20 protein-coding genes are annotated in these 19,935 nt (G+C 36.5%); 6 read left to right on the top strand and 14 right to left on the bottom strand.

The annotated features are described in order from the left end of the window. Positions 1–14 precede the first annotated feature (14 nt). The 9 genes from phoU to B5V89_RS11085 form a co-directional block, all read right to left on the bottom strand. Positions 15–674, bottom strand: coding sequence for a phosphate signaling complex protein PhoU (gene phoU / locus B5V89_RS11125; protein ID WP_107920044.1), 660 nt, complete (start codon positions 672–674; stop codon positions 15–17). Between the two features lie 28 nt (positions 675–702). Next, a complete protein-coding gene (gene pstB, locus B5V89_RS11120) occupies positions 703–1,482 on the bottom strand; it encodes a phosphate ABC transporter ATP-binding protein PstB (protein ID WP_373454623.1) in 780 nt (259 codons plus the stop codon). Between the two features lie 260 nt (positions 1,483–1,742). Next, positions 1,743–2,573, bottom strand: a complete 831-nt coding sequence (gene pstB / locus B5V89_RS11115) for a phosphate ABC transporter ATP-binding protein PstB (RefSeq protein WP_066228462.1) — start codon at positions 2,571–2,573, stop codon at positions 1,743–1,745. A gap of 35 nt (positions 2,574–2,608) precedes the next feature. Further along, positions 2,609–3,493 carry a phosphate ABC transporter permease PstA gene (gene pstA / locus B5V89_RS11110; RefSeq protein WP_066228402.1) on the bottom strand — a complete coding sequence of 295 codons (885 nt, stop codon included), beginning with the start codon at positions 3,491–3,493 and terminating at the stop codon, positions 2,609–2,611. Further along, positions 3,493–4,440 (bottom strand): phosphate ABC transporter permease subunit PstC, encoded by a 948-nt coding sequence (gene pstC, locus B5V89_RS11105; RefSeq protein ID WP_066228457.1) that lies wholly within the window; start codon positions 4,438–4,440, stop codon positions 3,493–3,495. Before pstC ends, pstA begins: the two co-directional genes overlap by 1 nt. 146 nt (positions 4,441–4,586) lie before the next feature. Next, the gene (locus tag B5V89_RS11100; protein WP_108072002.1) at positions 4,587–5,492 is read right to left on the bottom strand and encodes a phosphate ABC transporter substrate-binding protein PstS family protein; all 906 of its coding nucleotides are present in this window, start codon (positions 5,490–5,492) and stop codon (positions 4,587–4,589) included. A gap of 251 nt (positions 5,493–5,743) precedes the next feature. After that, a complete protein-coding gene (gene pnpS, locus B5V89_RS11095) occupies positions 5,744–7,519 on the bottom strand; it encodes a two-component system histidine kinase PnpS (protein WP_066228398.1) in 1,776 nt (591 codons plus the stop codon). Beyond that, positions 7,512–8,216, bottom strand: coding sequence for a response regulator transcription factor (locus B5V89_RS11090; protein ID WP_066228394.1), 705 nt, complete (start codon positions 8,214–8,216; stop codon positions 7,512–7,514). Before B5V89_RS11090 ends, pnpS begins: the two co-directional genes overlap by 8 nt. A gap of 489 nt (positions 8,217–8,705) precedes the next feature. After that, positions 8,706–9,332: a helix-turn-helix transcriptional regulator gene (locus B5V89_RS11085; RefSeq protein ID WP_108072000.1), complete on the bottom strand. Its 627-nt coding sequence runs from the start codon at positions 9,330–9,332 to the stop codon at positions 8,706–8,708. A 152-nt stretch (positions 9,333–9,484) separates the two neighbouring features. On the opposite strand from B5V89_RS11085, the gene B5V89_RS11080 reads away from it, so the two are divergent. The 4 genes from B5V89_RS11080 to B5V89_RS20610 all read left to right on the top strand — a co-directional run bounded on the left by B5V89_RS11080 (position 9,485) and on the right by B5V89_RS20610 (position 11,854). Further along, positions 9,485–10,024: an NADPH-dependent FMN reductase gene (locus B5V89_RS11080; protein ID WP_108071998.1), complete on the top strand. Its 540-nt coding sequence runs from the start codon at positions 9,485–9,487 to the stop codon at positions 10,022–10,024. A gap of 152 nt (positions 10,025–10,176) precedes the next feature. Next, a complete protein-coding gene (locus B5V89_RS11075) occupies positions 10,177–10,413 on the top strand; it encodes a ferredoxin family protein (RefSeq protein ID WP_066228382.1) in 237 nt (78 codons plus the stop codon). 123 nt (positions 10,414–10,536) lie between these two features. Continuing rightward, a complete protein-coding gene (gene spoIIP / locus B5V89_RS11070; RefSeq protein WP_108071996.1) occupies positions 10,537–11,664 on the top strand; it encodes a stage II sporulation protein P in 1,128 nt (375 codons plus the stop codon). Between the two features lie 61 nt (positions 11,665–11,725). Further along, the gene (locus B5V89_RS20610; protein ID WP_280523957.1) at positions 11,726–11,854 is read left to right on the top strand and encodes a hypothetical protein; all 129 of its coding nucleotides are present in this window, start codon (positions 11,726–11,728) and stop codon (positions 11,852–11,854) included. Between the two features lie 826 nt (positions 11,855–12,680). Here the strand turns inward: B5V89_RS20610 and B5V89_RS11065 are convergent. Then, positions 12,681–14,042, bottom strand: coding sequence for a D-serine ammonia-lyase (locus tag B5V89_RS11065; RefSeq protein WP_108071994.1), 1,362 nt, complete (start codon positions 14,040–14,042; stop codon positions 12,681–12,683). Positions 14,043–14,054: 12 nt separating this feature from the next. After that, positions 14,055–14,570, bottom strand: a complete 516-nt coding sequence (locus B5V89_RS11060) for a GNAT family N-acetyltransferase (RefSeq protein ID WP_108071992.1) — start codon at positions 14,568–14,570, stop codon at positions 14,055–14,057. 115 nt (positions 14,571–14,685) lie between these two features. Here B5V89_RS11060 and B5V89_RS11055 point away from each other — a divergent pair, with 115 nt between their 5' ends. Further along, a complete protein-coding gene (locus B5V89_RS11055) occupies positions 14,686–15,357 on the top strand; it encodes a lysoplasmalogenase (RefSeq protein WP_244913485.1) in 672 nt (223 codons plus the stop codon). Between the two features lie 126 nt (positions 15,358–15,483). Here B5V89_RS11055 and B5V89_RS11050 read toward each other — a convergent pair whose 3' ends face one another. Then, positions 15,484–16,458 (bottom strand): ring-cleaving dioxygenase, encoded by a 975-nt coding sequence (locus B5V89_RS11050; protein WP_108071990.1) that lies wholly within the window; start codon positions 16,456–16,458, stop codon positions 15,484–15,486. 261 nt (positions 16,459–16,719) lie between these two features. Here B5V89_RS11050 and B5V89_RS11045 point away from each other — a divergent pair, with 261 nt between their 5' ends. Continuing rightward, positions 16,720–18,066 carry a TrkH family potassium uptake protein gene (locus B5V89_RS11045; RefSeq protein WP_108071988.1) on the top strand — a complete coding sequence of 449 codons (1,347 nt, stop codon included), beginning with the start codon at positions 16,720–16,722 and terminating at the stop codon, positions 18,064–18,066. Positions 18,067–18,167: 101 nt separating this feature from the next. Here B5V89_RS11045 and kdpDN read toward each other — a convergent pair whose 3' ends face one another. Together kdpDN and kdpC are read right to left on the bottom strand one after the other, a co-directional pair. Further along, positions 18,168–19,298 (bottom strand): KdpD-like non-kinase potassium sensor, encoded by a 1,131-nt coding sequence (gene kdpDN / locus B5V89_RS11040; RefSeq protein ID WP_108071986.1) that lies wholly within the window; start codon positions 19,296–19,298, stop codon positions 18,168–18,170. A gap of 43 nt (positions 19,299–19,341) precedes the next feature. Beyond that, positions 19,342–19,905, bottom strand: a complete 564-nt coding sequence (gene kdpC, locus B5V89_RS11035) for a potassium-transporting ATPase subunit KdpC (protein ID WP_108071984.1) — start codon at positions 19,903–19,905, stop codon at positions 19,342–19,344. Positions 19,906–19,935 lie beyond the last annotated feature (30 nt).

Raw genomic sequence — 19,935 nt, 5'->3', positions numbered from 1 at the left:
GCTTTAGAGTCTTATTATTTATTTAGATCGACTAAGGAGCCGGTTTTCAAATATACGATCCATTCACATACGTTGGTTACGTAGTCTCCGATTCGTTCTAGGTGCTGGGCGACGAGTAGAAAGTGGAGAGCTTGATTTACTTTCGTTGAGTCTTGTTGCATAATTTCAATTAATTCCATAAAAATCATTGATAGATATTTATCAATTTCATCATCTTTTTTTGAAACGGCAACCGCCCCATCACGGTCAAGGGATATATAAGCATCTAACACTTCACGGACCATGGCTTTTACGATTTCAGCCATTTTAGGAATATCAATAAGCGGTTTTAAATAGGTTTCGTCCTTTAAACGAATCGTTGATTTAGCGATACTAACGGCATGATCTCCCATTCGCTCTAAATCTGTTGCTACTTTTAACATTGTGGCAATTCGTCGTAAGTCAGTTCCCACAGGTTGTTGCAAAGCAATTAACTCGAAACATTTCTTCTCAATTTCCACTTCATATTCATTTATCCGTTCGTCATCTAATACAACTTCCAACGCTAGTTCACTATTTTTGTTCACTAATGATGTGACACTTTTGTATATCGCCTCTTCGACGAGAAGTCCCATCGACATTAATGTTTCATGAAGTTCTGTTAAGCGATCCTCAAACACTCGTCTTGCCACCATGAATACCCCCTTAATTCTTAATATGCAATTAGCCAAATCTCCCCGAGATATAATCTTCGGTTTCTTTTCTTTCTGGATTGGTAAAAATAGAATGGGTTTGATTGAATTCAACAATCTCACCATTTAGAAAAAATGCGGTTTCATCTGAAACGCGTGCTGCTTGTTGCATACTGTGTGTGACAATAATGATGGTGTACTGCTCCTTCAATTCTAATATTAGCTGCTCGATTTTTGAGGTAGAAATTGGGTCTAAAGCTGAAGCGGGTTCATCCATCAAAATGACATCAGGTTGAATGGCTAACACTCTCGCTATAACAAGTCTTTGCTGTTGTCCACCGGATAGTCCCATCGCAGATGTGTGTAAGCGATCTTTTACCTCATCCCATAACGCCGCTTGTCGTAAGCTTTTTTCGACGATTTCATCAATCATTCCTTTTTTCTTCATTCCATGAATTCGCAAGCCATAGGCGACATTTTCGTAAATGGACATTGGAAAAGGATTGGGACGTTGAAACACCATGCCTACTTGTTTTCGAAGTTCGACGACATCAATTTTCGGACTATAAATTTCCTGATTATTATAGTTTAGACTGCCTTCTACTCTGAAGCGTGGCACTAAATCATTCATACGATTCAATGTCCGCAAAAACGTAGATTTTCCACATCCTGACGGCCCGATAAGTGCGGTTACTCGATTTTTTTTCATATTGATTGATATATTTTTCAAAGCTTGGAATTGATCATAATATACATTTAATTCCTTGCTGCTAATGATTGTTTTCGTTGTTTCGCGTTGTTCCATTGAGATGGCCAATTCGTTTCACCTACTTCGTATGATATTATCCGTGTTTCTGTTCAAATAGGTTTTGCTAATTGTGACTGTTGATTTCCGCTCCAGGCACTCGCTTTCCGCGGGCGGTCCGGGGAGCCTCCTCAGCGCTTAAGCGCCTGCGGGGTCTCCCCTGCCCCGTACTCCCGCAGGAGTCTCGTGCCTTCCGCTCCAATCAACATAGTTATAAATTCAACAATGTATATCTAATACTTCCTTCAATTAAATTGTAAATTTACCTATCCAAAATTCCCGGAAACATAATCTTCTGTTTGTTTTTGCTGAGGATTTGTAAAAATGTTTCTTGTTTCACCGTATTCAATCAGGTCCCCCATGTAAAAGAAGGCTGTGTAATCAGAAATTCTGGCGGCTTGTTGCATGTTGTGTGTAACGATGACGACTGTATAGTCCTTTTTCAATTCCATGATTAACTCTTCAATTTTACTCGTTGAAATTGGATCTAAAGCGGATGCTGGTTCATCAAGTAAAAGGACATCCGGTTCCATCGCAATTGCTCTTGCAATACAAAGTCGCTGTTGCTGACCTCCTGATAATGCAAGGGCTGACTTATTTAAACGATCTTTAACCTCATCCCAAAGGGCCGCTTTGCGTAGGCTTTTTTCGACGATTTCCTGTAATACTTTTTTATTTTTCTCTCCGTGCTGTTTAGGGCCAAATGCGACATTATCAAAAATACTTTTTGCAAATGGATTTGGACGTTGAAACACCATCCCAATATTTTTTCGGATTTCAAATACATTGACATCCGCTTGATTAATATTAAATTCTTTATAAAAGATGCTTCCTTCGACACGACATCCTTGAATCTCGTCATTCATTCGATTTAAACTTCTTAAATAGGTAGATTTCCCACAACCTGATGGTCCAATAAATGCGGTCACTTGATTTTTATAAATGGGCATCGAGATATTTTTCAAAGCAAGATTACTCCCATAGTAAACATGTAAATCCTTTGTTTCTAATGCTGTTTCTTTCTTTACTGTCCGGTCCTTTCGTTCATTTTTTCGATTCGTAAGTGAAACAACGACTTTACTTTGTCTCTTTTCCATTAATGCTTCCATTCATTCCACTCCTTCGTTTGCTATTAAGAAGATGTCATTCTTTTATAGATAAGTTTTCCAATCCATCGTGCTGCAAGGTTAAAGAGTAAGATTAAGATGATAAGCAACGCGGATGTGCCACTCGATACCTCTTTTACATCAGGCATTAATCCTTCTGAATTAATTTTCCAAATATGAACGGCAAGTGTTTCTGCTGGTCTCATCGGATTAAGTGGTGATGTCGGGCTAAATGGATTCCAATTTGAAAAGTCGAGAATCGGCGTACTCATTCCGGCTGTATATATTAACGCGGCCGCTTCACCGAATACTCTCCCCGATGCAAGAATAATTCCGGTAACAATACCAGGGATGGCTGCTGGAAGTAATATTTTTTTGATCGTTTCCCATTTCGAAATGCCAAGGGCAAGTCCTGCTTCCCGCTGTGCATTGGATACACCTTTCAAAGAGGTTTCAACTACACTAACCATTAACGGTAAGTTAAATATCGTAAGGACGAGTGCACCAGTTAATATCGAGAACCCCCACCCCATATAAATGACGAAGAATAAAAATCCAAACAAACCAACGACAATGGACGGAAGGGATGACAATACTTCAATCACAGTGCGAAGAATATCGGTAAATACATTTTTCTTTGCATATTCAGACATATATATTCCAGCACCTAATGATAATGGAATGCTGATGATCATTGTTAAAACGAGTAAATAAAATGAATTAAAGAGCTGTGGTCCAATTCCCCCACCTGCCTGAAACGATTGTGGAGGTGATGTAATAAACTTCCAACTTATATTTCCGACCCCGTTGACGAGAATATAGCCAAATAATCCAGCTAGAAGCAAGACAATAACAGCGGCAATTGCGTAAAAAATAACGGTTGCCATACGATCGACGAGTTTTGCATTCATTAGTAAACCCTCCTGCGACCTAAGATGCGAATAATAATGATAAAGACTAGTGACATGAGCAATAACATTAATGCTAATGACCATAAAGCATTATTCTCTGCTTTCCCCATGACGGTATAACCCATTCCCATTGTTAAAATACTCGTTAATGTTGAAGCAGGTTCTACTAATGAAGTCGGTATGACGGTAGAGTTTCCAATAACCATCTGTACGGCTAAAGCTTCACCAAATGCACGAGCCATTCCGAAAACGATCGCTGTCAATAAGCCAGGTAATGAAGTCTTAAGAATAACTCGGTAAATGGTTTGCCAGCGTGTTGCACCTAATGCTAAAGAAGCTTCTCTTATTTGCATTGGGACGGCTTCGATGGCATCCATTGAAAGACTTGTAATTGTCGGTAAAATCATCACTGTCAAAACGATTGTTCCTGCTGCAATGCCAAATCCACTTCCTCCTAGATGCTCTCTCAAGAAAGGAACAACGACACTTAAGCCAACAAATCCATATACAACTGATGGGATTCCAACAAGAAGCTCTATAACTGGCTGCAACACTTTCTTCCCAAACTTTGGTGAAATTTCTGTCATAAATATCGCTGCACCAATAGCAAGTGGTGAGCAAATAATGGCTGCTAAAAGAGTAACTGCAAAGGAACCGAAAATAAGCGGCAACGCCCCTACAATTGGTTTTCCTAATTCATTTAAACTACCAGGCTTCCACTCTAGTCCTGTAAAAAAGTCAACGATACTTGCTTTATTAACTGTAAAAGTGCTAAACCCTTTTGATGCAACAAAATATAAAATGGAAATCGCAATCATAATCATGATAGAAACAGAAGTAAATGTGAGAATTCTCCCCCTTTTTTCAGTCCAAATCTTAGTTGAAGAATTCCACTGTTTTTCAGTCATCTTTATATCCTTTAATTCCAAGATACTTTCCCCTTTCAAAGACATGTGTCAGTTTCTTGAAGAAAATGATTCTAGCAGCTAACACAAGCATAAAAAACGAATACTTCTCCCTTTTTCTTACAATCAATGAAACTTCCATTCTTAGCTTTCGACTAATGAATGGAAGTTCTAATCCTATAAGTTACCTATTTATTCTTTATATTCCCATCTGCATCACGTTCTACTTTCATTCCTGTCACTGGAATATAACCTAGTTTCGGAATAACTGAAGATTGAATGTCATCACTTAGGATGAAGTCTAAAAATTCTTTTGCTAATCCTTTAGGCTCACCGTTTGTGTACATATGTTCATACGCCCAGATTTTCCAATCATTTGTTTCTACATTTGCTTCCGTTGGTGCAACGCCATCCACTTTTAATGGTTGAATCGAATCATTGAAATAAGAGAATGCTAGATAACTAATCGCTCCTGGTGTTTCACTAACAATTTTTTGAACAGTACCAGATGAATCTTGTTCTTGTGCTTTAGCAGGTGTTGCTCCATCAAGTGCATGCTTTTCAAATACTGCTCTTGTTCCAGATCCTTCCGCACGGTTGATAATGACAATTTTCACATCTTTACCGCCGACATCTTTCCAGTTTTTAATTTTTCCTGTAAAGATGTCAATAAGTTGTTTCTTCGTAATGTCTTCTACACCTGCATCTTTATTTACTACTGGCCCCATGCCTACTACTGCGACTTTATGGTCAACAAGTTTACTTGCATCAATGCCATCCTTTTCTTCTGCAAAAATATCAGAGTTACCGATATCTACTGCACCTTCACTAATTTGGCTTAGGCCCGTACCACTTCCGCCTCCTTGGACATTAATGGTAGCCCCTTGATTTGTACTCATATATTGATTTGCTGCTTCATCAACCAATGGTTGTAATGCACTTGATCCAACTGCAGTGATTGAGCCTTTTGTTGATTCTTTATCTCCACCTTCTGCATTTGCTTTCGAGCCTGTTTCATTATTGCTTCCACATCCGGCTGCGAAAATTGCAAACACTAGTAACATACTAAATAATGCTAAGACTCTTTTTCTCATCTACTTTTGCCCCCTAGTTTTTTAGGTGATTTTTCTTACAAGATTAAGATAATCTATGGGTATTAAGCGTGTATTAATGAAATGTTAAGATATTGTAAATTAGAATCTGTTAAACAAGGGGGTTGATTTCCGCTGCAGGTGCTCGCTTTTCCGCTTCAATCAACCAAATGTAAAAATTTGCAAAGCGACTTAACATTGCAATAAAAAAACACATCCATAATCGGATGTGTTTGATAGAATTTCGAGAAAATCTACCTATTTTGTTTTTTAGGAAGGGTTATTGTAAATAGTGTTCCCTTGCCTTCTTCACTATCTACTTGGATAGAACCATGGTGGGATTCGACTAGATGTTTGACAATCGCAAGTCCAAGTCCAGTTCCTCCTGAATTACGTGAGCGAGCTTTATCCACTCGATAGAAACGTTCAAAAATGCGTGGCAATTCTTCTTTCGAAATTCCAATACCAGTATCTTTCACAGTTAACTCAATTTGGTCGTCTTTTTCCACAATCCCAATTTCAATTGTTCCTTTGTCAGGAGTATAGGTCACAGCATTGGCAACAAGATTCAATATAATTTGCTGCAAACGATCCTTTTCCGCATCAATGATGACTGGTTTTTGATTAGGAAGTTTGATAGTTAATTGTTTTTTATTAATTTCTTCTTGAATCGTATCGATCGTTTCGTAAATGACACCTGTTACATTTAATGGCTCGGGATGAAATGGAAGCTGATGCTGTTCAATTTTTGATAAGTGAAGAATATCGGTAATTAAACGATGGAGCCGCTCACTTTCATCATGAATAATCGTTAAGAAGGATTTTGCTATTTCGGGATCATACATTGCACCATCTAGCAATGTTTCTGCAAATCCTTTCAAAGAAGTAATAGGTGTTTTTAATTCATGCGAAACATTAGCAACAAATTCGCTACGCATTTTCTCCAATCTCCGAATGTCCGTTATATCATGAAGGACCGTAATGATTCCTTTTATTTCTCCATTTGCCCCTAAATAGGGTGCTAAATGAGCATCCAAAATTCTTTGATCGGGGTAATACATTTGCACTTCATCATGAATTTTTATTTTTTTCTTTAATGATTGATCAATTAATTGACTAAGACCAAAGCTTTTGCCTGCTTCAATATGTAGTTTACCTCTTAATTGATCGGCCGTTGATCCAATAATTTTTTCCATAGCTGGATTTACAAGAACGATGCGGCCTTCCGGATTGATTAGCATGACGCCACTAACCATATTGGTTAGCACACCAGTTAATTTTTGCTGATTTTCGCTAATTTCCTCCATCTGGTGCTGTAAGCTTTTCGCTAATGTATTGATAGCGATCGAAAGCTGCTCCAGTTCCCCGTTTGTTTTCGCCCTTACTCTGCTACTATAATCTTTTTCAGAAAGTCTTCTAGCTACTTGGATAATATCTTCAATCGGTCTTGTAATTCCTTTCGCTAAGCTAATGGCAATAATACTTGCTAAAATTAATGTAATTCCCATCGCTAAACCAAGACTTAGCCACAATTTTTTTATAGCATGATCAATATTTTGCAATGTAAACGCAACTCTTATTACTCCGACTACTTGATCATCGTTTTGAATAGGAGTGGCCACATACATCATATTGTAACCAAGGGTTTCACTAAATCTAATGGACTCAGCATTTTTCTTATGCCGTTTGATAATATCTTTAAACTCGGGACGATTCGCATGACTTTCCATCTTTGCCGGGTTATCTTCAGAATCCGCTATCACGTCACCGTTCGCATCAATGATGGTAATTCTAGGTTGGTTTTCGGCATAAAAGCTTTCGACCTTTTCTTGCAATTCATTGGATTGTTTTCGAATTTCTTTTGAATTAATAAATTCAGATACAATATTTGCATCTTGAAATAATTGATTCCTTGTCATATCCATATAAGTATTTTTCATCAAATCTCCGATAAAAAAACCTATCGCTAGTAGGACAAAAAACAATAGCAATAAAAAACGAAAAGAAATTTTCAACCAAAGTTTATTCATTTTTCGGTCCTTCCATTTTATATCCAAAGCCTCTTATCGTTTTAATATATTGTGGTTGTTTCGTATCTTCTTCAATTTTTTCGCGTAAATGACTAATGTGGACATCCACAATTCTAGTATCTCCTGCATAATCATAATTCCATACCGAATCTAACAGTTGATCCCTGCTTAAAACTTTCCCTCTATTACTTGATAAATAGAGCAGAAGTTCAAATTCCTTCGGTGTTAGTTCTAGCTTCTCACTTTTAAAATAAGCTTCAAATTGCTCCGGATATACCTTCAAATGGCCGATTGTATAATGCGGTTCTTCGGTTTCATTTGCTTCATTCGTTTCCGTTGTTCTTCGTAAGATTGCCTTTACTCTAGCAACAACCTCTCTAGGACTAAATGGTTTTGTTAAATAATCATCTGCACCGAGCTCAAGTCCGAGAATCTTGTCCAATTCATCCCCTTTAGCTGTCAGCATTAAGATTGGAGTTTTTATTTTTTCCTGGCGAAGTCTTTTACAAATTTCCATTCCATCCATTCCAGGCAGCATTAAATCTAAAACGATAAAACTAAATTGTTCCTTCAAGGCAAGTTCATAGCCTTCGGTACCATTTGCGGCAGTAATAACGGAAAATCCCGCTTGTTCTAAGTTGAATTTTAAAAGTGTAACGATTGAAGGTTCATCATCGACTACAAGTATTTTATTCATGTTAAAAGCTCCCTCCAAGTACCAGCTTATTTTTCTTTATCATACATGGAAGGGATTTTTATGTCATTAAAGAAATATTTTCATAAGCAAAAAAAACTATTAGAATGGATCTGGAAATATTCGTGTAAAGTAGCTTCGTTTCTATAAATTTCTTAATGGGGTTTTGACTACCAAGTTGGACTCGTTGCTTCGTTCTTGGGCTTCATTCCAGGGCTTTGACTACCAAGTTGAGCTGGTTGCTTCGTTCTTGAGCTTCATTCCAGGGCTTTGGCGACCAAGTTGGGCTGATTGCTTCGTTCTTGGGCTCCATTCCGGGGTTTTGACTACCAAGTTGGACTCGTTGCTCCGTTCTTGGGCTTCATTCCAAGGCTTTGGCGACCAAGTTGGACTTTTTGCTTCGCTCTTGGGCTTCATTCCGGGGCTTTGGCGACCAAGTTGGGCTGGTTGCTTCTCTCACCGGATAGATTGAATAACCTCCACATAAGAATGTTACTTTTCTTTAATCACGTATTTACAATGATCGCCGCCTTTAGACATGCAGCACACTTGTTCAATTTCATTTGTTTTTAATATCTTTTGAAATAAAGAGTGCTCACATGAACATGCTTTTTGGTACTTTCTAGCAACGTCAAAAATAGGACAATTATACTCCGTTAATTCAAAAGTACCATCCTCTTTTTCAACCCACTCCACCATATACCCGTTTTCGTTTTGAATATTAGCCAGTTCCGCTACCCGATCCTTTAATTGATTGTGTTGAATACGCTCTTTATATTTATTTTCTAATCGTCGTTCACGGTTTTGGAATAACGTATCTATCATCTCTTGTCCGTTCATTTCTTCAATGTCTTCCAGAAATTCAACTGTTATACTCGAATAGCTTTTTGGAAATTGATTTTCGCCCGTTTTTGTCAAAAAATACACTTGGACAGGTCTTCCCATCGATTTCCGTATTGTTTCGGATTGGATCAATCGTTCATTTTCTAAATTATTTAAATGGCGTCTTACCGCCATTCCGGTAATTTCAAGATGAGATTCCAAATCAACCACACTTAATTTTTTATATCTTTTTAATAAATGAAGAAGTTGATCCCTCGTTGAAGATTTTTTTTCCAACTTTCTCACCTCCGAATTTTTTCGTTGTACGAAGTAGTTTATTTTGTTATATTGATTATAACAACATTTTATACAAAAATATATAAAAAGTGTAGCTTATCGGTATGCCTTGCATATTTTAGAAGTACTACTACATAATTAAGGAGATTAACATGAAACTACTTGGAATTTCTGGTACTATTTCAGGTGAAAGAACAAGGTTAGTTGTTGAAAAAATACTTCAATCCGCCAAAGAACAATTCCCTGAAATAGAGATCGAATTATTAGATTTACAAAAATACGATGTTCAATTTTGTGATGGCCGGAACCCATCTACGTATACGGGGGATACGAAAACCGTTATTGATATCGTGTCTTCAGCTGATTTTTACATTATTGGAACACCAATTTATCAAGCGTCGATGACGGGAGCATTGAAAAACTTGTTTGATTTAGTACCGGTCGATGCATTTAGCGGGAAAGTCATCGGTTTTGCAGCAACAGGGGGAACATACCAACATTACTTAGTCATTGAAAACCAATTAAAACCAATTGCGGGATTTTTTCGATCATTTGTTGCACCGAATTATGTCTATGTTCACGATACCCATTTCAATTCAAGCAATGAAATCATCGATCAAAATGTCATTCAACGTATAAACGGACTTGCACATCAAGTCGTTTTCATGCAAAAATCATTAAATCATAAATAAAATGATTGAATTTTTTATATGCTAGAATATAGGATAAATATATCCTGATTGATAGTATAATGAATTGAGAACCAATTGGCTCTGTTTTATCTAACTATAATCATTCTCATTCCAGTTTCTAATGAGAAATCATGTAAAGGTGGTCAGTTTATATGGCTTTTGTAATTACATTTCCTTGTCAAGGAGAGAAAGCTGCAGAATGTGTAGAGGTTTGCCCAGTCGATTGTATTGCTGAAGGAAAGGATCAATTTTACATCGATCCGGATATTTGTATTGATTGCGGTGCATGCCAAGCAGTTTGCCCGGTTGACGCTATCTTCCACGAAGAAGAATTACTCGATGAGGACATGGAGTACTTTGAAAAAGCGAAGAAGTTTTTTACAACTTGATAATCATTAAGAAAAACGCCTGAACCTACAGGCGTTTTTTTCATTTCTCCTATTCCATTTTGTGATTCTACTAAAATTTTTACAAACATATAAATAGAATAACATGAATCACGAGGTGAGTTGATGAAGAAACGGACACCATTTATTGTCCCCTTTTTACTTGTAGCAGCGATTTTATTTATTTCCAGCCTTCTAACCTCAGTAGGGAGCAAATATTTTACTTCCTCCTATGTAAGTCAATCCATGAAAAACTTCTCTCCGGAAAACTTTGTTTATTTAATGGGATTGGAATTTTCACAAGTACATGAAGTATTACCGGAAAAAAGTAAGCCGCCGAAAATATCGACAGTTGTTTTTAATGCAGCTACAAATTTGAAGCCTGGTGATATTCGGAGCTTACTTGGCAGAGAGCTGCCCGGATTTTACTCCTATGATGCGGAAATCTTTTTTGCCGGAAAAGGGGCGGATTATACGAATTTACCTGTTGAATCTTCTCCTCCTCTTGAAGAAGTGCTGAAAGATAATGAAATTAATGAGGAAAATATTAAATCTGACGTTCCTGAAACAAATAAAAAGAAACCTAAAATGACGACAAATGGCAGAAAAGTTGTATATATTTACCACACGCATAGCTATGAGTCATTTAAACCACTTTTGAAAAATGGGGCAGTTTCAAGTAATAATGAAAAGGTAAATGTCGTTGCGGTTGGAAAAAAACTAACCGAAGAACTTGAAGAGCGTGGGATTGGTGTGGTGCATGATAAAACTAATATGGCAGAAGCACTTCATGCCAAAGGATGGTCTGTAAATGATGCCTACACCTTATCAAGAAGTATGGTTGCATCCACTTTATCCAGAAATAAAGATATTACGAATATAATTGATATTCATAGGGATTCTCAACCACGAAAATTAACAACAACTAAAATTAATGGGAAGCCATATGCCAAAATTTCTATTATTGTTGGAAAAGAAGTGAACAACTTTGAAAAAAATCGAAGCTTTGCTTTAAAATTTGCTAAACAAATGGAGAAAAAATATCCCGGTATTATGCTTCATGGTGTAATGATCAAAGGGTATAATCAAGGAAATGGAAAGTATAATCAAGATCTGGCTAAAAATGCGATGCTATTCGAAATCGGTGGCGTTGATAATAATCTTGATGAATTGTATCGTACAGCAGAAGCTATTGCTGACGTGTACAGCGAATTTTACTGGGAAGCGGAAAAGGTTTCTGCTGAGCAGAAATAATAGAATGCTGTACATCAAATAAGGACAAACTGAAATGGAAATAAGAAAGGAGATGGTGTTCATGACAAAAAAATTTAACAAAGGAAGTAAAAATCAAAACGCACCCCAATCACAAGGCCAGGATCCTTTTAGCGGGGATAACAGTAAGGGAAATAAACGAAATAAAGGTAAGAACTCTAAAGAAGATTGAGAAAAGACAAACCGGTTTATTCGAATAACGGGTTCACTTGTTAGGTGCAAAACGCTAAATCACAAACATAATCACATAAATTTCACAACACAATTCACAGTATATTGCACAGTCAAAAAGGTGTAGGGATACAAATATCCCATGCCTTTTTTTTAATTTTACTAACCAGTTGTATAAGTTCAGTATATGCCCTAGCAAGTTTGAAAAATAAGCGGAGAAATTTCCCTTAATTAATAAATTTCACTGAAAATGACCTAAATAGACGAAGAAATTCCGCCTATTGACTCGAAAAACGTAAAAATGGGTATTTTTTCTTTGCCTAACCGGAAAATCTCCGCTTATATCCCTGAACCAGGACTCTATTTTGTAGTTTAAGCGGAAAATCTCCGCTTATTAAATATCACTGGTTTCTTCAATTAAGGTAAGAAATCTAGTTAACCTCATTTGGATACATTTCAGGTAGCCTTCGCGAGGTAAAAATGCATCTGTGGGGTCTTCTAAGACCGCTAATCATGTAGGAATCTGTGTGCCCGGGAAATTTATCCATTAAAATTAAATCCAACAACCCCTGTAATCACAACATAATCCACATACTAAATCACAAAAAACTCACACACCTCCAATAATTATTTCATACTCCGTGTTTTTACTATGTGATTCAGGAAACAATTAACAATTAAAATTCACCAAAATGTTGATAAATCAGTAAAAAACGCACTGTGAATCATAGTGTGAATTCAAGTGCGTTTTCCTATGTGTTTTACAATGTTTGCACCTCAAAAGTGAACCCGTTCTTTATTCGAACCGGTTTGTTTTTTCGAAGTAATTATTTTCCTAATTGGAATTGCAATCCTCTTTGATAATAGGTTTCCATCACTTCCTTCGGGACCATACTCCCGCCTGTGCCCCAAGCAAGATGAACTGCATTTCGCATTTTTCCTAATACAAATTGGTCTTCCAAATACTTTAGTCCCGACCGATCATTAAATAGTCGAATCGGTCCGGCTACTCCCGCCAACGCCGAAGGTTCTAAATACATCCCCTCTGTATCGGCTAAAGTGCTAAGTAAAGCATATAAGTGTTCATCACTTACTGTATATACTCCGCTAATTAGATTTTCCAATGTTTTACCGACAAATCGTGATGGTCTTCCAACAGCGAGTCCATCCGCTGCTGTTACATTATCAATTCCAAATTCTTGTACTGATATATGATCATGCTGTTCTGTCATTAATCCTAGAAGCATGCAAGGAGAATGGGTCGGCTCAGCAAAAAAGCAGTGAACATGGTCTTTAAATACTAATTTAAGCCCGAAAGCTACTCCGCCTGGTCCGCCCCCAACTCCACATGGAAGATAAACAAATAATGGATGCTCCTCATCCACTTTAATATCCATCTTGTCAAATTGTTCTTTTAATCGAAACGCTGCAACTGCATACCCTAAAAATAAAGTAGTCGAATTTTCATCATCAATAAAATAGCCGTTAGGATTTTGTTCTGCTTGCTTTCTCCCTTCTTCTACTGCTTTACTATAATCGGATGGATGTTCTACTACATTTACTCCTTTACTTCTTAACAGGTCTTTTTTCCATTGCTTCGCATCAGCAGACATATGTACGGTTACGCTAAATCCAAGCTTCGCACTCATGATCCCAATACTTAACCCTAAATTTCCTGTTGAGCCGACGACAATCGAGTATTGTGAATAAAATTTTCTAAACCTCTCACTATCAATCATAGAATAGTCATCTTTAAACGTTAGCATATTTGCTTCGATGGCGAGGTCTTCGGCATGTTTTAATACTTCGTATATTCCCCCTCTTGCTTTTATTGATCCTGATATGGCAAGATGACTATCACATTTGAGCAAAAGTCTTCCTTCCATTGTTTTTTTCATTTTACTTTCAAGCACTTTTTGCATATGAGGAATCTCGACAGTAGGAGATTCGATGATCCCATTCATTTCTTTTGTTTCAGGAAACACTTGCGCAATATAAGAAGAAAAACGTAGTAATCTTTGTTCTGCTTCTTTTACATCTTTTTCACTCAAGGATATATGTTTCATTGCTTCTTTAAATGTTCCGTATTTCGGATTTGTCCAAAATACTTCTTCGGTTGAAATCATTTGCTTAATTAAAGGATAGTTCTTTTCCCATTCTTCAACAGTTTTTCCTGCGATTCTTTCCATGTTATACTCCTTTCATAAACCGATTTTACGCTCCAACTCCCACTTATAAATTAATAGATTCAATTCAGCACCACCTATTGTAATTTTCTTAGAATCGAACCATTTTGCTCCTAATGCCTCGTAAAAATGGAGGGATTTATTTTGTTCTAATACTTCCACAAATATTGTCGTATATCCTAATTTCTCAAATTGATTGAACATCGGTTCCACTAGCTTTCTTCCAATTCCCATTCCTTGATACGATTCGAGAATATAAATAGCAGTAAGATCCCCCGCATTTTCTGTATGATTATTTCCTCTTTTACCACCGCTGACAAATCCTACAATTTCACCCTCATCATTTTCGGCAACAAAAACATCGTTCCCTTCTTCACTAATATTCTTTTTCCATAATTCTGTCCGTTGTTCATAGGATAGATTATCTAAAAAAGAATCCGGTACGATGTTTTTGTAGGTTGTCTTCCAGCTATCTACATGAACTTTCGCGATTCCAACTGCATCGAGTATCTCTGCTCTTCTAATAAACACTTTCATAATTCCCCTTTCAAGTAAAAAGTTTTTATTTTCATTCTACTTTAAGAATCAATTTGGTACTATAAGATTAGGAATTATCTGAATTATATTTCGTTAGGCGGGGATCAAATTGAAAAAGTATTTGTTACCAATCTTTATCTTAATAATGAGCGTTTTGTATATTTTTTTCATCCCAGAACATCCAATGCTAATTAAGATTTTGTTCAAACTAATTCCGATGTGGTTAATTATTAGCTATGCTTATTTACATCGCCCATCCACGTCATCAAAAACCTATTGGACCATTATTTGTGGATTATTCTTCTGTATGCTTGGTGATGGAACTCTTCATTGGTTTATCGTTGGACTATCCGCTTTTCTTATTGGACACCTTTTTTATATGGGTGCTTTTTTTAGCAATTGGCGGTTTTCATGGCTCCGTTTCGTTTCCATTATTCCGATTGTTTGTTATTCCTTTTTCATGGGAAAGGAATTAATTACAGCAATTATTCAAAATGGAAATGCTTCACTTGTCATTCCTGTAATCTTCTATGTAATTGTTATTTCATTAATGACTTGGTCGGCAATCATGACCGGTAACATATGGGCGAGCATAGGCAGTATTTTATTCGTTATTTCTGATTCCATCCTATCATGGAATATGTTTGTCGCAAACATTCCATATTCAAATGTATTAATCATGACGACTTATTATTTGGCTCAATTTCTTATTGCACATAGTGCTCGATCCATTGTGTCTAGCACTCTGTATTTAGACAAAAAAATTGGGAGCACCATTTAATGTAATGTGCTCCCGTACCTAACCATTTTTCCTATTCATTTTTGATCTGATCTTCTGGTTCATAATCTAATCTTTCGACTTTCCCATTTATAAGCAAGCTACAAAAGAAAAATCAAGTAGTTTTGTTTATGATTGTTTTGTGTCTAGCGGCTTTAAGTTCGCTTCAATTTGACTGCGTTTTTGTTCCAAAAATGGTGGTAATGCTAATCTTTCTCCTAAGTGCTCAATATCCTCATCTGTTGCAAAGCCTGGCCCATCCGTTGCAAGCTCAAACAAAATACCATTCGGCTCTCGATAGTATAAAGATTTGAAATAAAATCGATCTACAAATCCGGAGTTTGGCATTCTCTCCCCTTTTATTTTTTGAACCCATTCCTTTAATTCCTCTTCATTGTCCACCCGGAATGCAACGTGATGTACCCCTCCACGTCCCAATCTTTCTCTTGGCAAATCTGTTCTTTCCTCGATATGAACTTCGGCTCCTGTTCCACCTTCACCGGTTTCATAAACGAGAACATCTGGCTGACCGTGAACCGCCGAAGGGTACTTTCCTTTTAGACTGAATCCCATTATGTCAGTAAGTACCTCTACAGTGGGTTCACTATTCGGAACGGTTAATTTTACGGGTCCTAATCCAATAATCCCATATTCATTTGGAATTGGACTTTTCCCCCAAGGAGTGCCGGCTGCCACGCCTTGATTATTTTCATCTGAAACAAGAATGAGTCGCTGCCCCTCAAAATCTTTAAATCGAAGGGCTTTCCGATTAAAAACTTCTTCAATTTCACTATGTTCGATCGCCAACTCTTCAAATCGATTTTTCCAAAATGCCAATGCTTGATTATTTTTTACACGTAATGATATTTCAGAAATACTATTATTTCCGTCATGATTCCTTGCCGCATGTGGGATTTCAAAAAAGGTGAGCTCTGTACCGGCATTACCTAGTTCATCACCGTAAAATAAATGATAAACCGAAACATCATCTTGATTTACAGTTTTTTTGATTAAGCGCATTCCAAGTGTTTTTGTATAGAAATAAAAATTATTTTGCGCATTTGCAGTAAATGCAGATACGTGATGGATTCCTTTTAGTTGCATAGTGTCCAACTCCTTTTGTACATATTTTATCTCTTATTTCCCCAAAAATAATTTCGTATATTAAATATCTTGAATTAAAGATAATTGATAAATTGGTTTCTGTCAATAAAATAAGGTAATTAATATTTGTAATTAAATTTTTTGAAAAGGGGAATATGAACATATATGAAATTCAATAATTTTCAAATATAATAGAAAAATAATTAAAGAAAAGGGTCATTGTAAACTATTCTTAAGATTCTTGAAAAAGGGACGAAAACGATGATAAATAATCTGTATAAACGCTTAAAGCTTTCACCTCCAAAAATATTAATCCTTGGTTTTGTTGTAATTATATTCATTGGTTGTTTGCTTCTTCAATTACCTATCGCTACACAGGATGGGAAGGGGTTAAGCTGGATTAATGCCTTATTTACAGCAACTTCTGCAACATGTGTTACAGGTCTCGTTGTTGTTGATACTGGAACAACCTTTACTGTATTTGGACAAATGACTGTGTTGGCCTTAATTCAAATTGGGGGACTTGGGTTTATGACCTTTGCAACTTTATTCGCCCTGTTAATTGGAAGAAAGATCTCTTTGAAGGAACGATTATTGTTACAAGAAGCATTAAATGTGGTTTCTACTCAGGGGGTAGTCCGACTAGTTAAAACAGTCCTTTTCTTTACGCTAATTACGGAAGGGCTAGGAGCAATTTTATTAAGTATCCGTTTTTCATTTGATATGCCCCTTGCAAAAGCGATATATTTCGGAGTTTTTCATTCCATTTCTAACTTTAATAATGCAGGCTTTGATTTAATGGGCGGATTCCGGAGTTTAACAGGATACGTATCAGACCCTGTTGTAACTTTGGTGATCTCATCATTAATTATTCTAGGGGGAATTGGATTTATTGTTGTTCATGATTTCCTTGAACATAAATCCTTCCGTAGATTTTCGTTACATAGTAAAGTGGTACTTTGCACGACCGGAGCTTTAGTATTATTTGGGACAATGTTTATTTTCTTATTAGAATATAGTAATCCTAAGACACTACAACCGCTTTCTTCAAGTGGAAAAATCCTCGCTTCCCTTTTCCAATCGGTTACAGCAAGAACGGCGGGGGCAAATACAGTGAACATCCCTGATTTAACTGATTCCACGATATTTTTACTTATTATCTTAATGTTTATTGGTGCTTCTCCAGGCTCAACGGGTGGCGGAATTAAAACGACAACCTTTGTTACGTTATTAGGAGCAGCTTGGGCACAAATGAGAGGGAAGGAAGATGTCGTTTTCTTTCGCCAACGCTTAGTTCCCACGATGATTTATAAGGCAATCACTGTAGCATTAATTGGCTTTACAGTCGTTGTGATCGTCACGATGCTTCTTTCGATAACTGAAACAGAGAAAAACTTCGAGGTTATCTTATTTGAAGCAACCTCGGCCTTTGGAACGGTCGGACTATCAATGGGGCTTACTCCGGAGCTTTCCATACTAGGGAAAATTATTATTTCAATAACGATGTTTATTGGCCGATTAGGTCCACTGACAATTGCTATTGCCTTAACACATAAACAAACTAAAGAACTTTATCGTTATCCAAAGGGAAGATTTATGATTGGGTAATGAAACCATTCCGGGAGAAGTTTTCTCTCGGAATGGTTTATTTATACATGTCGGTGAAGTTTACATTTTTCGAAGATATCTTTGACTAAAACAAACTTTGTTTAGGCTACTATGTGAATGTCAATTCCAGATGTTAATCGCATTATTTCATTTACGATGGAGCCTTTTGTTATTTCCTCAAACCGTGACCTTGCTGATTGACCTAAAATAATTTGAGTAATATTGTATTTTTTTGAGATATCTGTTATTACTTTTGCAATCTTTTTATTGGTCATTTCTTCTACAATAAATTGTGCATTGAATTCTAGTGCCAACTGTTCCCATACGAGTATGTTTTTCCTCTCCTTACTATTCATGATGTCCATGCTTTTATAGGTTCCATGAAAAATATAGAGAGCTGATTTTAAACGACTGGCGATACGCCATCCTCTTCTAATAAGCTTTTCTGCATTTAGATCATTCTGAATGCAAACTAAAATTTTTTCACTTGTTCCATGGGGAATGAAATTTTCCTTTTCAGCTTTTTCATCTACATCATTAGCGACTTCACGTAGTGACAATTCTCTTAATGCTGATAAATTCCATTTAGTAAAAAAGTTTTGCAGTGCCTGGTCAATCTTATTGGCCGTATAAATCTTTCCCTCTTTCAAACGCTTTTGTAATAATTCGGGCGTCACATCGACAAGGATTACCTCATGAGCAGAATTTAAAATAAAATCAGGAATTCGTTCTCTCACTTGAACCCCTGTTATTTGTTGAACAATATCATGTAAACTTTCTAAATGCTGAATATTCACGGCGGAGATAACGTTTATCCCGTAAGTTAGAATCTCCTGAACGTCTGCATATCGTTTTTCATTAGAAGAACCCGGAACATTTGTATGTGCTAGTTCGTCAATGATGACGACATCAGGGTTTCTTTCAATAATTTTTTCTAGGTTTAGCTCTTTAAAGATTTTACCCTTATATGAAATGTCCTTTAATGGCACTATTTCAAGGTTCTGAATAAGTTTCTCAGTTTCATGACGATTATGTGTTTCGATGAAACCAATCACTACATCAATTCCTTCATTTCTTAAGTCATGAGCTTCAAGGAGCATTCGATAGGTTTTCCCAACTCCAGGTGCAGAGCCAATATATAACTTTAATTTACCTTTGTTTAATCGTTCAATTTCCTGAAGAATTTCCTCGGGGGTTTTTCTTCTAAAACTAAAATTATCACTTACAAACATTTCAATCACCCCAAAGACCAAAGTTTAGATTACCATAAAATGTCTACTCTTCATGCTCCAGTAAATCCATCAATGCTAGGTTAAGAGTTAATACATTAATTCTGGGTTCTCCAAATAGTCCTAAGGACCTTTTTTCTTTATACTGATTAATTAATAGATGAAGTTTTTCCTCAGAAATTCCAGATTCTTTTGAAACTCGGGAAATCTGAAATTCAGCCGCCTTAATAGAAATTTCCGGGTCAAGTCCTGATCCTGAATTCGTAATCAAATCCAATGGAATATCGCTTGTTTTTATTCCAGGATTTTCTCTTTTTAAGGTGTCAATCGATTCTTTTACTCGTTTGAGTAAGTCTTTATTGGATGGTGCATAATTAGTAGAACCACTAGCAGCTCCATCATTTTGAATCGATGATATTCTTCCGTGAAAATACTGCTTCGTTGTAAATTGTTGTGCAATTAATTCAGAACCTATTATATTATCTTCATCATATACTAGACTTCCCTTTGCTTGCTTCGGAAAAATTAGTTGAGCAGCAGCTGTTGTCACTAATGGATAAATTAACCCACATAGCAAAATGAACAATAAACAAAGACGGACCATTTTCATTTAATTACACTCCTCGTATAATAAGTTTTA

The sequence above is a fragment of the Heyndrickxia sporothermodurans genome (genome assembly GCF_003055045.1).
GTDB lineage: Bacteria > Bacillota > Bacilli > Bacillales > Bacillaceae_C > Heyndrickxia > Heyndrickxia sporothermodurans.
This window is presented reverse-complemented; position numbering and strand designations above follow the sequence as displayed.

Excerpts from the sequence above, each read along its gene's own strand:
- phoU (WP_107920044.1), bottom strand. The coding sequence starts at position 674 with ATGGTGGCAAGACGAGTGTTTGAGGATCGCTTAACAGAACTTCATGAA.
- pstB (WP_066228462.1), bottom strand. The coding sequence starts at position 2,573 with ATGGAAAAGAGACAAAGTAAAGTCGTTGTTTCACTTACGAATCGAAAA.
- pstA (WP_066228402.1), bottom strand. The coding sequence starts at position 3,493 with ATGAATGCAAAACTCGTCGATCGTATGGCAACCGTTATTTTTTACGCA.
- B5V89_RS11100 (WP_108072002.1), bottom strand. The coding sequence starts at position 5,492 with ATGAGAAAAAGAGTCTTAGCATTATTTAGTATGTTACTAGTGTTTGCA.
- pnpS (WP_066228398.1), bottom strand. The coding sequence starts at position 7,519 with ATGAATAAACTTTGGTTGAAAATTTCTTTTCGTTTTTTATTGCTATTG.
- B5V89_RS11090 (WP_066228394.1), bottom strand. The coding sequence starts at position 8,216 with ATGAATAAAATACTTGTAGTCGATGATGAACCTTCAATCGTTACACTT.
- B5V89_RS11080 (WP_108071998.1), top strand. The coding sequence starts at position 9,485 with ATGAAACTACTTGGAATTTCTGGTACTATTTCAGGTGAAAGAACAAGG.
- B5V89_RS11075 (WP_066228382.1), top strand. The coding sequence starts at position 10,177 with ATGGCTTTTGTAATTACATTTCCTTGTCAAGGAGAGAAAGCTGCAGAA.
- spoIIP (WP_108071996.1), top strand. The coding sequence starts at position 10,537 with ATGAAGAAACGGACACCATTTATTGTCCCCTTTTTACTTGTAGCAGCG.
- B5V89_RS20610 (WP_280523957.1), top strand. The coding sequence starts at position 11,726 with ATGACAAAAAAATTTAACAAAGGAAGTAAAAATCAAAACGCACCCCAA.
- B5V89_RS11065 (WP_108071994.1), bottom strand. The coding sequence starts at position 14,042 with ATGGAAAGAATCGCAGGAAAAACTGTTGAAGAATGGGAAAAGAACTAT.
- B5V89_RS11050 (WP_108071990.1), bottom strand. The coding sequence starts at position 16,458 with ATGCAACTAAAAGGAATCCATCACGTATCTGCATTTACTGCAAATGCG.
- B5V89_RS11045 (WP_108071988.1), top strand. The coding sequence starts at position 16,720 with ATGATAAATAATCTGTATAAACGCTTAAAGCTTTCACCTCCAAAAATA.
- kdpDN (WP_108071986.1), bottom strand. The coding sequence starts at position 19,298 with ATGTTTGTAAGTGATAATTTTAGTTTTAGAAGAAAAACCCCCGAGGAA.
- kdpC (WP_108071984.1), bottom strand. The coding sequence starts at position 19,905 with ATGAAAATGGTCCGTCTTTGTTTATTGTTCATTTTGCTATGTGGGTTA.